Origin of the sequence: Cohnella soli, assembly GCF_042655525.1 — a bacterium.
Taxonomy (GTDB): domain Bacteria; phylum Bacillota; class Bacilli; order Paenibacillales; family Paenibacillaceae; genus Cohnella; species Cohnella soli.
In genome coordinates this window covers 713,586-729,602 of record NZ_JBHSMI010000025.1, presented here as the reverse complement: position 1 = coordinate 729,602, position 16,017 = coordinate 713,586, and the positions used below count along the sequence as shown (strand labels likewise).

General features: G+C 50.4%; 8 protein-coding genes and 1 tRNA gene. All 9 read left to right on the top strand.

Annotated elements, in window-relative coordinates:
- Nucleotides 1-180 precede the first annotated feature (180 nt).
- Nucleotides 181-267, top strand: a tRNA-Leu gene (locus ACFPOF_RS16140).
- Between the two features lie 177 nt (nucleotides 268-444).
- A complete protein-coding gene (locus ACFPOF_RS16135) occupies nucleotides 445-1,986 on the top strand; it encodes a response regulator (protein WP_378134381.1) in 1,542 nt (513 codons plus the stop codon).
- Complete coding sequence (locus ACFPOF_RS16130; RefSeq protein ID WP_378134379.1) at nucleotides 1,983-3,776, top strand: cache domain-containing sensor histidine kinase; 1,794 nt, start codon at nucleotides 1,983-1,985, stop codon at nucleotides 3,774-3,776. The genes ACFPOF_RS16135 and ACFPOF_RS16130 overlap by 4 nt, the downstream gene beginning before the upstream one ends.
- 127 nt (nucleotides 3,777-3,903) lie before the next feature.
- Complete coding sequence (locus ACFPOF_RS16125; protein ID WP_378134377.1) at nucleotides 3,904-5,199, top strand: ABC transporter substrate-binding protein; 1,296 nt, start codon at nucleotides 3,904-3,906, stop codon at nucleotides 5,197-5,199.
- A 110-nt stretch (nucleotides 5,200-5,309) separates the two neighbouring features.
- Nucleotides 5,310-6,206 (top strand): carbohydrate ABC transporter permease, encoded by an 897-nt coding sequence (locus ACFPOF_RS16120; RefSeq protein WP_378134375.1) that lies wholly within the window; start codon nucleotides 5,310-5,312, stop codon nucleotides 6,204-6,206.
- Nucleotides 6,203-7,048, top strand: coding sequence for a carbohydrate ABC transporter permease (locus tag ACFPOF_RS16115; RefSeq protein WP_378134373.1), 846 nt, complete (start codon nucleotides 6,203-6,205; stop codon nucleotides 7,046-7,048). Before ACFPOF_RS16120 ends, ACFPOF_RS16115 begins: the two co-directional genes overlap by 4 nt.
- Nucleotides 7,049-7,066: 18 nt before the next feature.
- Complete coding sequence (locus tag ACFPOF_RS16110; protein ID WP_378134371.1) at nucleotides 7,067-9,739, top strand: alpha-mannosidase; 2,673 nt, start codon at nucleotides 7,067-7,069, stop codon at nucleotides 9,737-9,739.
- Between the two features lies 1 nt (nucleotide 9,740).
- Nucleotides 9,741-12,836, top strand: coding sequence for a glycosyl hydrolase (locus tag ACFPOF_RS16105; RefSeq protein ID WP_378134369.1), 3,096 nt, complete (start codon nucleotides 9,741-9,743; stop codon nucleotides 12,834-12,836).
- A gap of 31 nt (nucleotides 12,837-12,867) precedes the next feature.
- Nucleotides 12,868-16,011: an RHS repeat domain-containing protein gene (locus tag ACFPOF_RS16100; RefSeq protein ID WP_378134367.1), complete on the top strand. Its 3,144-nt coding sequence runs from the start codon at nucleotides 12,868-12,870 to the stop codon at nucleotides 16,009-16,011.
- Nucleotides 16,012-16,017: the final 6 nt, after the last annotated feature.

The window sequence follows — 16,017 nt, the reverse complement described above, 5'->3', positions numbered from 1 at the left end:
CTTCTTCAATTCGGCTCTGCTCAATGTCACTGTCTCCTGTCTCATAGTGACATTATCTCAGAACAGTTATAGGGTGACATTATCACAGCACAACGACAGGGATATCTTTTTTTCTTGACGCGAACGCCCACACGTGGTATTCTATATTTCGTTGACGCGATTCGCGAATAACACAAATATGCGGTCATGGCGGAATTGGCAGACGCGCTAGATTCAGGTTCTAGTGTCAGCAATGACGTGGAGGTTCGAGTCCTCTTGACCGCACCACTTTAACAATGAACAAGCTCTTGAATTGTCCTTGCGACAATTCAGGAGCTTTTTTTGCATGATTGGGTTTTGTATAGTATTGCGAATGTCCCTTGCGATGAAATCTTTGAACTGTAGTCAAAATGAACAAATCGATTACAATAGACATGGTCAGACATAATGGGAGGAGATGCAGCTATGAACGTTTTCATTCTCGACGACGACGAGAATATTGTTCAGGCACTATACAGAATGATCGAGCGCAGCGGACTCCCACTCGAGAGAACGCTTGAAACCTGTTCCCCGGTCGATGCGTTGAACATTGTCGTAGAACAGCGTCCCGATATTATCATAACGGATATTCGTATGCCGGGAATGACCGGACTGGAGTTTATTGAGGAACTCAAGCGAAGAGGCAGCCGCAGCAAAGTGATTTTCATGAGCGGTTATAAGGAGTTCGAATACGCGCAAGAAGCGATTCGTCTAGGAGCTCATGACTATTTGGTAAAGCCATTCAGCGAGCAGCGATTAACCGCTGTTCTCACTTCCGTCATCGAAGGGATTAAGCGGGAGAGAAAGAGCAAGCACGAGCGGGAAACGCTGCTCAAGAAAAGCCTATATCACAGTTTGATAAAAGGGTATCAATGGGAACTCGCCGATAAGGAGCAATTGGACGGCTGGAACATGCAAACAAAATCGTTGTTTTATTATTTGCTATATATTGAACTGCAAATTCCGGCAGACGGATCCATTGAACGATTTACCGATATTGAAGCTAAGTTGAGAAAATGGGAAAAGGAAGTGTTGTTGCCCGAGTACCATTCGCTTCTTCTGTTTGATGACGTGCGTCAACTTGCGCTTATATATTCTTATGCGGGACAACGGCAAGCGTCTATTCATGAAGAACATAGGGATGTATGGGTCGGTATTAAGCAGGAAATAGAATGCAATCTAGGCGTTATCGCCAATATTGGCGTAAGCAGCATTCTGCATTCCGTTTCCGAGCTGCCCAAAGGATTCCAAGAGGCGAAAAAAGCCTCGCAGCAAATGTTCTTTGCCGGAAAGCCGGGAATTCATATGTACGATCCATCTGACAAGGCTGAAGTGGTTTCTTCAGATCTGTTCGAGTCCGCCAAAATCGTCGAGTGCATTCTGCTAGGCAAACACCAAGAGTCGACGGAGCTCATCCTATCCGGTTTTGCGCGTATCAGGCAAAATCATCATGCGGATAAACAAGCGATTTTCTTAGCTTGCAACAACTTGATAGGCAGACTGTCGCCGATTCTAAAGCAGACGGGCGAGTCGTCGCTTATGGAGAACATCGGAACGTTAACGGAATTGCAGGAATGGATGCTTCAACAATTGGCATTGGCGGCCATGACGGCAGAACAGGCTAGAAAGGACCCTGACGATCAATTAATCGCCAAGGTGAAGCAATATTGCTTGGATCATATCGGGGAGGATATAACATTGCAGCAAATCGCCGAATTTGCCGGATATAATAAAGCTTATTTCTCATCCTATTTCAAGAAAAAGGCGGGCGTTTCTTTCTGGGATTACTTGACGGGGGTCAGAATCGACAAAGCAAAAGAGCTGTTGGAAACATCGCAATTGAACGTATATGAGATCGGACAAGCGGTAGGTTACCACAATCCCAGTCATTTCGGCAAAATGTTCAAGCAAGCGGTCGGGTGTACGCCTGCCGAGTACAAACTCACGATGGCGGGGTTCGGCAAATGAAGCGGATCCTCAATCGAATTCGGAAATCGTACCGGAATCTCTTGTTGCGGCAAAAAATCACGCTCATCTTTTCCCTCATGGCTATCGCCCTTCTTATCGTTCAAGGGACTGTCATCTATCGGATCTCAGTAGGCGTAATCCGCAATGAAATGGAAAGCGGCGCTAAACAAGCGATCGAACAAACAAGCTTGAATATCGATTCCTATTTTGAAGAAATCAAAACGATCATTCAACTGACCGCCAATAACCGAACCTTGATCGATTCCGTGGAAAATTATTTCTCCGGATTCGTCGATCAACTGGAATATAATCAAAACCTCCAAAACATTCTGGTCCAATATACGTACATGATTCCTTATGTGGATAATATCCTTGTCATTAAAGACGGGCGGGCGATTTACGATAAAAACAGTTCGACTCGCAAAGATTATGATTTCAATAAGCAAACTTGGTTTACGAATAATATCAGCCGTTTGATTAAAGCTTCATTCGTCGGTCCTCATCATAATGATTATTATTACGATCCGTCGAACACGCGCGTCATTTCGGTTATCATTCCCGTACGTGATTCGTTGAAAACCAACAGTCGCAATGCAGGAGAAATTATGATCGATATCGATATCAAAAAGATTACGAGTATATTCGGGAAGATCGGATTGGATAGCTCTCAAGATATTTCGATTATAGATCGTGCAGGGACGATTATTGCTAACCGGGATAATCAATTGATTGGCACCTCCTACAATCAAGACGATTTGGCAGAGATGAAAGCTAACGACAAAGGTACTTTTACGATCTCGGAAGGAAATACGCCTTCCCTAGTCGTCTATTCGACATCGCCTGTAACCGGCTGGAAAACGGTCATCACCACGAAGATGACGAAAATCGGACAAGTTGCGGGAAGCGTAAGGTTTACGACCGTACTAATCATTTTCACGGCCGTTTTGCTTGCAATGGCGACCTCGCTGTTCATTTCCTCCAAAATAACGAGAGGAATCATTAAATTAAAGGAAAAAATGGATCTTGTCGGCAGAGGGAATGACCTCGTAATCGTGGAAGTGGAGAACAACGATGAGGTCGGGATGCTAAGCAGACACTTCAACCGGATGGTCGTGGAGTTAAAGCAACTGATCAATGAAAATTATCTCGTGAAAATCAAACAAAAAGAGGCGGAACTCAGCGCGCTTCAAGCTAAAATCAACCCGCATTTTCTCAACAACACCTTGCAATCTCTACACGCGATGGCTGTCCTGAATAAAACGAAAGACATTGAAACGACGATTGAGAGCTTAGGCAAACTCTTCGATTACGTGCTATATGAGAGCGGCGATATCGTGCGTGTGGAGGACGAAATGAACTATCTCGAATCCTTTTTGCAAATCCAACAAAGCCGCAACACCAAGAGGTTCGAATATTCGATCGATGCGGATCCTCAAGCGAGAAATATTCAACTTCCAAAGCTTCTAATCCAACCTTTAGTGGAAAATGCATTGATTCACGGGTTGAAATCGAAATTTGCAGGAGGATTTGTAAGCGTTTCAGTTTGCTTGGAAGAAGGGAATGTCGTTATTCGAGTGTCCGATAACGGTGAAGGAATGTCTTCCGAACAATTAGAACGAGTCCATCGCCTTTTGAATGACGAGGACCTCCATGCCAAAAGCATCGGATTAAAAAACGTGAAAGATAGATTGAAATTGACCTATGGAGAAGACACGAGCTTCCTGATCGAAACTAAACTGTCAGAAGGAACCAGCGTATGGGTCAAGCTTCCGATAACAGCTGAATATTAGAACATCGATCTAAATACTTCGAGATTATCAATTTTTCTCGCTGCACTTATGATTGAGTCATTAGATCGTGTTCAAGAGAATCGGTCTCCTCGGGACACATCTAAAAAAATCAGATGGGGGAAAAAAAGTGAATAAAAGAATCTACTCGATCACGTGCGGGCTTCTGGCATTGTCGCTCGTTCTGGCCGCTTGCGGCAAAAGCAATAACAATGCGGAATCCTCTCCGTCGGCCTCGGCCTCGGCGACGGCAAGTCCCGGCAGTTCGCCGACTGAGAAGGTTCCGGTTACGATGGTCGTTCAATATAATCCTAATTTGTTCGGCGATCTGGAAAAGGCGTTCGAAGCCCAAAATCCGGATATCGATCTGCAGCTTGTATTTATGGATAACGCTCAAGCCAACAAAGTGCTGAACGCACAGTTCGCAGCGGGCGAAGGTCCGGATATCGCTCCGATGAACGTCGATTTCTACAAGCTTGGCTATGCGCTCAAACTGAATGACCAACCGTTCATCGACAGGCTCAGCGATGCTGCCAAGTTGTCGGCGACCCAACCCGATGGATCGATTTTCTCCGTTCCATTCGAAACGTGGTTCCAAGGTATCATGTATAACAAGAAAATTTTTGCGGACAACCAGATTGAAATCCCGAAAACGTGGGATCAGCTCATCGACATCAGCAAGAAGCTGAAAGCGGCCGGCATTAAACCGATGGGCGTGGGCGATAAGGATGGCGACGTCATCGGTAAAATGGCGCTGGGCGTCGTATTGTCAACCGGCGCAATTATCGAACCGGATGTCGAAGCCGGAAAAACAACGTATTCCGAGCGTTGGAAAGCGGGACTTGACGAGTTCTACAAAGCGGTTAAAGAAGGCATTATCGGTACGGATGCATTCGGGATGTCCGTAGACGACATGGTCAACGAGTTCCTGAACGGCAAATCCGCGATGATTAGTATGGGCAGCTGGCAAGTGGCTGACATGCACAAGAAAGATCCCAACTTCGACTTCAACATTTTCCCTTATCCTTCCGCTGCGGATGGGCAAGAGCAATGGGCGATCGGCGGCGTCGCAGGGGGCGGCGGCGTGAATGCGAACTCGAAACATATGAAAGAAGCTTTACGCGTTATGGACTTCATGGCAAGCCCTGAAGGGGACGCGCTGTGGATTGCAGTTACGCATGGCGGTCCTACGATCAAAGGGACGCAAGGCGGATTGGATCCGTCGCTATCCGGACTGCAGGAAACTCTTGGAGCCGGCAGAACCTATTCGCCATGGGAAGGGTTCAAGAAGATCAACGGAGAGAACTTCGTCAGAACGTGGTTTAAAACAAGCCAAGAAATCGTAGGAGGCAAGAAAACGGTCGATCAAGGCTTGAAAGCGATCGACGATTACGTTGCCGACCAGTTGAAGGCCGCACAGGAGTAAACAGAACGAAGAGATAACCTATTCGTTCCGCAAACAAAAGGTGGTATGCGAATACCGCCTTTTGTTCATTAAATCACAGAATCATGCTTTGCAGGGATTGGAGCGACTCTATGTTTAACAAAGAAAAGTGGAAGGTGTCGCTGCAGTATGAGCTGTTGCTGCTCCCGGCGCTCGTCGGGTTTATCATCTTCTTTCTATATCCTTCCGTTCAATCGTTCATGTATAGCTTTACGAATTACAGCGTGAACAAATTGAACTATTCGTTCATCGGGTTTCGGAATTTTATCGATGTATTTCAGGATGACCGGTTGATCGCTTCGATGAAGAATACGGTTTATTTTGCGATTGCATCCACCGTGCTCCAGAACATTTTGGCTATACCGCTGGCTGTCGCGCTTCATTCCAAGATCAAGACGAAAAACATCCTGCGGATGATCTATTTCATGCCGTGGTGCTTCAGCGGCTTGATCATCGGGTTTCTCTGGTCCTTTATCCTATCGTCCAGCGATACCGGTCTCTTGAACCATGTCATTCATCAGCTTGGCATTCATTTTTTGCCGAGCAATTGGCTGGGTGAACCGAGCTTGGCCATGAAGTCGGTTATCTTCGTTGCGGTATGGCAAACGACGGGTTGGGCCATGATCATCTACTTAGCCAACCTGCAAAGCATCCCCGCTGAACTTTACGAATCCGTGACGATGGACGGCGCAAACAAGTTCCAAGCTTTCTGGCATATTACGTTCAAGTTTTTGGCTCCCGCCATGACCATCAATGTATTGTTGTCTACTATCGGCGGATTTAAAGTTTACGATCAAATTTTGGCCTTGACCAACGGAGGACCGGGATACGCCACGGAATCGATCACGTTCTCGATCATCAACTACGGGTTTTCCGAGAACAGATATGGCTATGCGTCGGCGCTCTCCGTGGTCATGCTGATTATCATTCTGATCGTTTCCATGATCCAACTGCGCTATTTCTCCAAGAGGGAGGAAAGCTTATCATGAAGTCGGCAGCCTTACGCGCCTCGAAAAGATCGAATATCCTATTGGAGCTGCTGCTCTGGGTTCTTTCCCTGGTCATCTTGATCCCGTTCTATTATTTGATCGTGAACACGCTTAAACCACCTCAGGACGTGCTTGCGAAACCGATGAGCTTCGAATGGTCTCACCTATCGTTAAGCGCCTATTTCAAAGCTTGGAAAGACATGAAATATGAACACGTGTTCATGAACAATGTCATCACAACGGTAGGCGCCGTCATCATCATCGTACTCATCGGCTCCATGGCGGCATACACCCTGGTAAGAAGGAATAACAGATTCCACAGGTTTGTTTATTACCTATTCATTTCATCGATTATTATCCCGTTCCAAATGGCGATCGTTCCGCTTTTCAAAATTTTCGTGAAGTTTCATTTGATGAATTCATTGCTCGGGGTTATTTTGGTATTCGTGTTCTCGAATATTTCATTCGTCGTTTTTCTATATTACAGCTTTATCCGAACGATACCGATCCAACTGGAGGAAGCTGCGAAAATCGATGGGGCATCCATTATCAGAACGTTCGTGAGCATCTGTTTCCCTTTACTATGGCCGGTAACGGGAACGGTTATCATCATCCAATCGGTGGCGTTCTGGAACGACTTTTTCGTACAAATCCTGTTTATCATGTCGCCTAAATATTTCACTATCACGCGAATGATCTATGCGAACGTAGGGATATTCTCGACGGATTGGAGCGCGCTATTGCCCATGTTCGTGCTCGGGATGCTGCCGATTCTGATCTTCTACGTGTTCATGCAGAAGAGCATCATTAGCGGAATAACCGCAGGTTCGGTTAAAGGATAAGAGGGGCGGGAAACAGGCATGAATAGGAAAAAAGTTTTCATCGCGCCGACGACCCATTGGGACCGGGAATGGGTGATGACGAAAGGTCAATTTCAAGTAAGACTTGTTCGCTTGATGGACAATCTCCTGAAGATCATGGATGACCACCCGGACTATCGTTTCCTGCTTGACGGGCAAGCCATCGTGCTGGAGGATTATTTGGCTATCAGACCGGAACAGAGGGAGCGATTGTCGCTGCTCATGGAAGAGGGCAGATTGGTCGCCGGTCCATGGTACGTTCTAGCCGATCAATTTCTGGAAAACGGAGAGTCGATGATCAGGAATTTGTTGGTCGGCATGGAGACGGTCCGGGACATGCGCGGCAGGCCGATGATGCTCGGTTACGTGCCCGATTCTTTCGGCAGCATCGCGAGTTTACCCCTGATTCTGAACGGTTTTCGCATTCCGTTCGCGACCTTCGGGCGCGGAAGACCCAAGTGGGGAGCGGATCTTGCCCACTACGAGTTTTGGTGGGAAGGACCGGCCGGTTCCAAAGTATTGGCAGCCAACCATGGTTATAATCATGGCGTATTTCTGAGTTATCCCGATATATGGACCGATATCATGCAGCAGGCTTCTTTGAATCCCGATCCCGACGAGACGATGGCCCGATTTCTGGAGGAGGCTGGTAGTCAGGGCTGCAAAGCTGCTACATCCAACTTGTACTTTTCCGTCGGGATCGACCATATGGAACCTCGGAAGTCGTTGCCCGGATTGATGGCCTATATCAATGAAAATCAAGAGAAATATGAATTGGTTTACGGCACGCCGGAGGATTACTTGAACGTAGTGGCAGAGGATGCCCGTCATCTGTCCGTGTATGCGGGCGAGATGCGCGGCTCGGACGAATTGCCGATGGATTTGGTCGGAACGTTGTCCTCTTACATGCCCTTGAAACAAAAGAACGACCGCTGCGAAATCCTGCTGCAAAGAGAAGTCGAGCCTTTATGGGCGATGGCCTCCGCCGCGTCAGGGGCATCGTATCCCAAGGGGCTGTTGCGGCATCTGTGGAAGCTGCTGCTGGCGAATCATCCTCACGATTCCATATGCGGTTGCAGCGTGGATCAAGTGCATAAAGATATGCTGAATCGTTATGAGGAAATCGAGCACACCGGCGCCTACCTGATCAAAGATGGACTTCATGAGCTGATATCCGCTATCGATACGACCGGTAAGGATCATGACGCGGTTGCTGTCGTCGTGGTCAATCCGCTCGGACGAACGCATTCAGGTCCGGTTCGAAGCCTCGTCCGTGTGCCTCGAAAGTTCAAATATGATGCCTATACGCTGATAGATGACCAGGGCCGAACCGTTCCCTCCGTCATCCGCCACATCAAGGATAAAAATAAAGATTTGGAAAGCGTCTATATGACCGCCGAGATGCTGTCGGTCGTGATTTCCAAGGATGCCGATGACGAGCGGCCGGACGATCAGGTGTTCACCGTGCTGGAAGTAGATTTCAGAGCGACGGATGTTCCGGAAATGGGGTATAGAACCTACTGGATCAAACCCGGCGTTCAAGCGGAAGCGGCTCCTTCAACCGTAACCCTATGCGAGAACGGAATGGAAAACGATACGATTAAAGTCGGTTTTCACCCGGATGGCACGTTCGAACTGGCGTATAAGCGCACGGGGCGTATTTACCGCAACTTGAACTTTTTTGTCGACCGGGAAGAGATCGGAGATTTGTACGATCATGGCGAATATGTCGTTAGCGACGAAAGGGATTCCAGATCATGCGAAGCGGACTGGCGGCTGCATGAACAACAGCCTGACCGTATCGTGTTCAAGGCGGACATGATGTGGGAACTGCCAGAAGCCTCCGGGGAAGATGGACGCTCGATACAGTCTAAAAAGATGCGTATTACAATGTTTGCGACGTTACATGCGAACACCGAGCGGCTGGAACTGATCGTCGATCTGGACAACGTATGCGAAGACCATATGTTGCGGGCCGTATTCGATACGGGGCTGCATGCTCCAACCGTTGCCGCTTTCGATCATTTTCATGTCGTCGAGAGGAAAGTCCGGAATGTCGGCGAAGCATGGCGAGACGAGCCGTTCCAGGAATTCGTCGACGTGTCGGACAGCAAGGAAGGACTTTGCCTCTCGACGAAGGGTCTTCCGGCATACGAGGCTGTAAATGGGAGTTCCGGCACGCGCCTTTATCTGACCTTGTTGCGATCGTCAGGCAGTGTCGGCCAAGCCGCTGGCGCCAATTATCCGGCCCCGGGAGGGCAATGTCCGGGCGTTCATCGCTTTGAATATACGCTTATCCCCCATGAGGGGAACTGGCTGCAAGGAGATTGTTTAGGCAAGGCCAGCGACTATCGATCATCGTTCCTCGTCGAGGCCGACGTGCAGCATGAAGGGAAATGGCCCTCGACTGGATCGTTCCTATCCGTTAACCCGACGCAGGAAAACAATCTCTACGTTAGCTGTTTGAAGCAGGCCGAGGATGGCAGCGGGTGGGTCGTCCGAATGTGGAATCCGGGAGAGGACGGGCATGTTCAAGTACGGAGTTATCTGGATATCCGGGACGTCCGATTGGCCGAGTTGGATGAAAGTCTTAAGGATAGCGTTAGATCTATAGAGGAAGGGTTCCCGATCACTGCGAAAGAAATCTTAACGTTAAAAATCGTGGAGGCGTAAAATGAGCGACTTGCAAAATCTCGGACGAACGTTCGGCGACCCTGACGCTGCTTATCGGCCTCAGCCGTTCTGGTTTCTCAACCACGAATATAAACCGGAGGAACTCGTCCGTCAGCTGCGCGAAATGGCGGATAAGGGCATCGGAGGGGTCGTGCTTCATTCCAGGCATGGAAAGACGGTGGAGTATTTGTCGGAGCCGTATTTCGACATGCTGGAAACCTGCATCGAGGAATGCGGCAAGCTTGGCATGCACGTCTGGCTATATGATGAAGATAATTGGCCAAGCGGCACGTTCGGAGGTAAACTGACCCGTCAACACCCTGAATACCGGATGCGTTATTTGCGAGTGGAGGAGAAGCGCTGCTCCCGAGCGGATTCTCAGCGGGGGTGTTCGCTCGACTTCATCTTGGAAGAGAATCAATCTCTAATCGCTATTTTGGCTTATCGGATCAAGCAGCAAGCTGGGGAATCCCTTATTTTACATGAACATCCGCACGACTTGACCGATTTGTACGGCGGAACGTGGCAGCCGGCGGAGGACGACGATTATGTTGTCCTCGCCTTCTGGGAGTGCGAGGTCGCCGAGAAGGTCACTTTTGCCCGCGGCTACTATTTGGATACGATGAATCCGGAAGCCGTAGCCCGATTCATGGAACTAGGCTATGCGCCGTTTGACCGGTTGTCGGAACATTTCGGAACGCTGATCCAAGGGGTGTTTACCGATGAGCCCGGTCTCATGATTCACGACGGATTTTTCGGGGTGGAGGCAATGAAGACCCGCGTCGATGATTTGAACGGCAACTTGCCGGGCATGATCTTCGCCTGGACGAGCAACCTTCTGGAGCGCTTCGAGCAGCGCTGCGGTTATTCGCTTCGCTCAAGCCTCGGAGCGCTTCTTTATCAAGTGGAAGGGATAAGTCATAAGGTGCGCGAGGATTATTACGCGTCTCTTACGCATTGGTATATCGACGCCTATCACCGGGCGTTAAGCTCCTGGTGCGAAACGCGCGGATTGACCTATATCGGACATACGCTGGAAGAGCCGATTTGGGGACAAGCGCGTTCGCAAGGCAACCAGACGCAAGTGCTGCGGGAGTTTCATTATCCGGGCGTCGATTATTTGCAGGCCGGCATCGGCACGAAAGAGAACCCGTACCGCATTCTGTCCGTCAAGAGTTCCTCCTCGGTTGCCCATATCGAAGGAAAAAAGCGCGTCGTTTGCGAGGCGTTCGGAGCGAGCGATCATGGCTATTCCATGAGACAGCGGAGGTTGGACGCTAATTTTATGGCTTTCCTCGGAGTTAATCTGTTTATTCCCCATGCCTTCTACTATTCGTTCGAAGGGTACCGTAAAACGGACTTTCCTCAAACGGAATTTTACCATGCCCCTCATTGGGAGCATTACAAGGCGTTCGCCGATTATATCGCCAGACTCAGCCTGATGGGCAGCACGGGTCATCACGATGCGCATATTCTGCTGCTGAATCCGGTCCATACCGTGTATCAGGAAATGTTCGAGAACGGCCGGGCCGAGTTGAAGCCGGCTTCCGACTTGCTGCATGCTCTATTGTCCGATCGCCTGATCCGCAACCGGCTCGATTACGATTATGCGGACGATAGTCAAATTCCCGACAGCCGCGTGGAAGAAGGCGCAGTAACGTTCGCTAAATCGCCAGAGAAGTATCGTGCCGTTATTTTGCCGCGAATGAAAGTGATGTCCGTTGCGACGGCGGCCAAGCTGAATGAGTTCGTTCAAGCGGGCGGTCTCCTGATTGCGATCGGGGAAGTACCTTTGCATAGCTTCACGCAGATGGACGATCCGGAGCTTGCGAAGCATATGAAGCCTCTTTTTCCGCAGCCTGATGGGGAAACACGGCACAAGCATGGACGAGGCGTTACGTTGTTTCTGTCCGAGCACGAGGCAACGGCGGACGATGCCCGCAATTTGTGCGATCAGCTTAGGCAGCACTCCGGCGTTGATCAGGTAACCGGCCGCTGGTTCATTCCGGAGACGGAGCGGGAAAAAGTAATCGCGACATGCCGTTCGGTAGAAGGAAAACGATTTTTCTGGATGATGAACTGGTCGGAAGAGACCGCGCAAATGCAATGCCTCATCAAGCCGGGGGAAATGGCGGAGGAATGGAAGCTGGAAAGCGGCGAGATCGTCAGTCTTCGGCAACGGGAGCTGCAAGAGTTCCGTCTCGATCCCGGCGAGCTGCGAATCGTCTGTATAGATGAAACCGCTTCCTCAGCAACATCGGAACATTCCGGTGACTGTATAAAGTCAATTGAGCTGCCTGCTGCGTGGACGTTTGCGCTTGAAGATCCGAACGTAAAAATATTGGATCGCTGGGAAGTGACCTTTAACGACCGCGAATCGCGCATGAACGCGACGATGCCCGGCCAGACGAACACTTACCGAACCCGGATCATGATCGATGCGTCGGCAGTAGGAAAAACATTACGCTTGATTACCGACGACATCGATCAATATGTGCCATCTCACATCGGCTTTTTAAGCCGGCGCAGAAGCGTGGAGATCTACATGAACGGCCATCGTCTCCCGGCGCTGGAGCCGTCCGGTTGGCAGGATCGCTTCTACAAAAGTGCGGATTTAACGCCTTATGTCCAGGCAGGAGAGAATTGGCTCGAACTGATAACGGTCTCCTTGCTGGAGCCGATGATACCGGTTTCTTTCCCGTCGTTCCTGATCGGCGATTTCGCTTTGAACGAAGAAGGTTCCCTGATCGCCTGCAACGAACAGATAACCGGATTTTGGAATCAAGAGGGTTACCCTTACCTGTCGGGCAAGGCGATTTATTCTCAAACCGTAGAGTTGGATGACATCCAAACCGATGAAGGGCCGCGGCAGTACGAATTGGAGCTTGAGGATGTACGGGAAACGGCAGAGGTGTGGGTCAATGGCCAGTCCGCGGGGACGCGCTTGTGGCCGCCCTATCGCTGGGACATCGCGGAGGTTGTGCGGCCAGGCCCCAATGAGATTCGCGTTCGCGTTGCGAACACGCTGGCCAATCTATACGAGAAACGGGCAATGCCGTCGGGAATATCCGGTAAAGCGTTCATTAGGTATAAATAAACGGCGTGTAAATATACGAGGAGGAGAAAAGATGAGAGCCGTAAACAAATTGGTTTGGACCGTGTGCTTGGCAATAGGGTTGGCAATAGTCGCTTGGTCTTCGTCTGCAAATGCAAGCGATCATATGATCTCCGAGATCGAGGGGGCGTGGCAGCCCGGAGCGAATGTCGTTAGCGCGCAACCGGTAAGCTCTTCGCTGAATGCGCCCGGCACTCCTTACGAAGGGGAGGCGATGCTGGAGGCGAGCAGCAACGCGGTTTCCGCTAACAGTTGGCGCACGGTTTACTTCGATTTCCCGGAAAACGTCAACATGGAAGCCTATCCGGTTCTGTCGCTCCAATTCAACGGATGGGGCGGAGCTCCGGGAGCGACCGCTTATACGGCTAAGCTGGGAGTGGTCACATCGGACGGCTTGCGGTTCGAGAAGTCGTTTGCCGTAACGCCCAACAGCTGGAATGCGTTGTCGATGAACATTGAAAGCTGGGAATTCGCGTCTCGCGTCAAGCGGATCGAAGTTTCCTATATGGCCAATTCTTCCTCGGCATGGGCGTCGTCCTTCCAGATCGACGATGTGAAACGCAGCGATACATCCGGCCGTTCGCTCACCCGCAATTATTTGGGTGTCTGGCATTTCGAGCTGCCATGGAGCGCCGGCAACTCGGTAAACAGCCTAGCCGTCACGGAGCAGACGCTTGCTTTTCCGCTCGGCGGATACGGCTCCAACGGGATGCGCGGACTCTATATGCTGGAGGCGTCCAGCGCTAGCGTGCCGGGTAACCAGTACCGCTCCGTATACAAAACGCTTCCCGGCGAGAACTGGACTAACGAGCCGATCGCGTTGATCCACATGAACACATGGGGAGGATGGCCCGGCATAACCGGCGGATACGGCGCCAAGTATTGGGCCAAAGTGAAAATTTACAGCAACACGCAGGTGTTCGAGAAGACGCAGGCGATTTCGCCCAATGCATGGAATGAAATCCCTGTAGACGTCTCGGGCTGGGCTTATAAAAATAACGTAACGAAGATCGAGGTGGGAATGTGGGGGGATTCCACTCAATCCGTCTCCAGCAAGTTCCAGATCGATAGTCTGATCAGGCGTTCGGACACTTTCCCGACCTTCTCAAGCTCGAACGCGACCTACACGGACAGGTTGAATCGGATGCTTCAGATGCATTGGTTCACCGATCCCGGACTGAATGCAACCAGAAGCGGCAGAGGCATTAAAGCTACTTGGTGGCGGGAATGGGATACGATGGCGAACAGTTGGATCGATACGAACGCGAACCGGTTTTACGGGGACAACGCCAACGACGACGTGCGGAACATTTTGTTGAACACCCCGATGTTCGACAACGGATTCGTTACTATGAATCCGGTCGTTACGGCGGAGAGCCGAAGCCAATTGGGCCAATTTTTCCCCACGTACAATGACAGCAACGGGAAATCCGCCGGATGGGAATTTAACGGCACGACCAAGGAAGGCTGGACTTCTTATAACGTCAGCAACGATAGCGTAGCGGCTCAGCGTTGGTACATGGAGACGGGAGGAAGCTCCGATCCGAATCTGGTCTCGCCGACGCTTACGGTAGACAGCTACAATATGCCTTATCTTGTGGTGCGTATGGCGAGCTCGAATGCGGACACAACTGGCTCCGTCTATTTCAGCACCGCAAGCTCGCCGGGTTTCAGCGAATCGAAGAAAGTTTCGTTCACGGTCATTAACGACGGCAAATATCATTTGTATTCAATTCCGATGTATACGCATGCGCTGTGGAACGGCACGATTACGCAAATTCGACTGGATCCGGTAACGACCGGTTCCACGGGCGGTTGGGTGCTCGTGGATTATATTAACGGCAGCTACGACGTGAGCTGGTATAACAATCCGCTTTTCATCCTGGGGAGCTCCAGATATTACAAGTGGACCGGGGATACCGCGTTTCTGCAACAGCAGATGCCGCGTCTGCGCAGCGCCATTCATTACATGAACGACACGTTGAAAGGTTCAACATACGGTTATCTTCTTTCGACGTACAACGGACATGACGGCACCAGCGGAATTTCGCCGACTACCCGAACGGGATATGGCATCGGCGCCGGCTACTGGGACCTGCTTCCGTCGGGGAACAAAGATTTTTACGCTACGGTCTACTATTATGCCGCATTAACGGAGATGCAGAAGCTAGAGGACCTGGTGGCACTTCATCCGGAATGGGGGATTGCCTCCAATCCTTACGGGGAAAGCGCCTCCGTCATCGCCTCCTATCGCTCCAACGTCGTTTCCCAGGTAACGAACGGCTCCACGTTCTGGAATAGCACGACCAAGCGATATGTGCCGCTCGTAGATGTGGCCGGCAATACGCATGATTACGGTTATACCTTTATGAATTTGGAGGCGTTGTATTACGGTCTCGGCAATTCTTCGAGAGCAAGCGATATCTTTGATTGGCTGGATGGCGCGCGCACGGTAGCCGGGGATACCTCCACAGGCTCCGACATTTATTTCCACGGCTTCGCGCCGCGAGCCACGACCAAACGAAACGCGGATTGGTATGTATGGACATGGAATCCGAACGCTTTCGCATGGGGCGGACAAGTGCAGGACGGAGGCGCCGTGCTCTATGAATCCTATTACGACGTGATGTCGCGTTTGAAATACAAGACGGCGGATAATGCCTGGACTAGAATGAAAGGAATTCTGGACTGGTATCAGGCAACGCAAGATGAGGGTGGTTATCGCTGGTACTACGCTCAGCGAAGCTTATCCTTGCAGGGCGCCGGCGTAGCCGGCGGAATCGGGGTGGACGCCGACTTTACCGAAGCGACCATCGCTCCGTTATCCGCTTTCTACGGATTTATGGGCGTCGATGCCGACGTAGATGCGCTCGTCGTCGCGCCGAAATTGCCGACCGAGCTCAGTTGGATGCAGGTTACGCATGTCAACTACAAAGGAAGCGACGCGACTGTGTACGGCTCGACGACTCAGACCAAAGTGACGCTGACGACAGGCTCAACCGCCCTTTCAATCAAGATCGGGTCCCTTGTTCCGAACGCGTCCTATACCGTCTACCGTGACAATGTCTCCACTACATCCTTTACTGCGGACGCTAACGGATTCGTTTCCTTCAATACGAGCGGATCCGGTACCCATGAATACAAAATAAACAAGTGAGCGTTG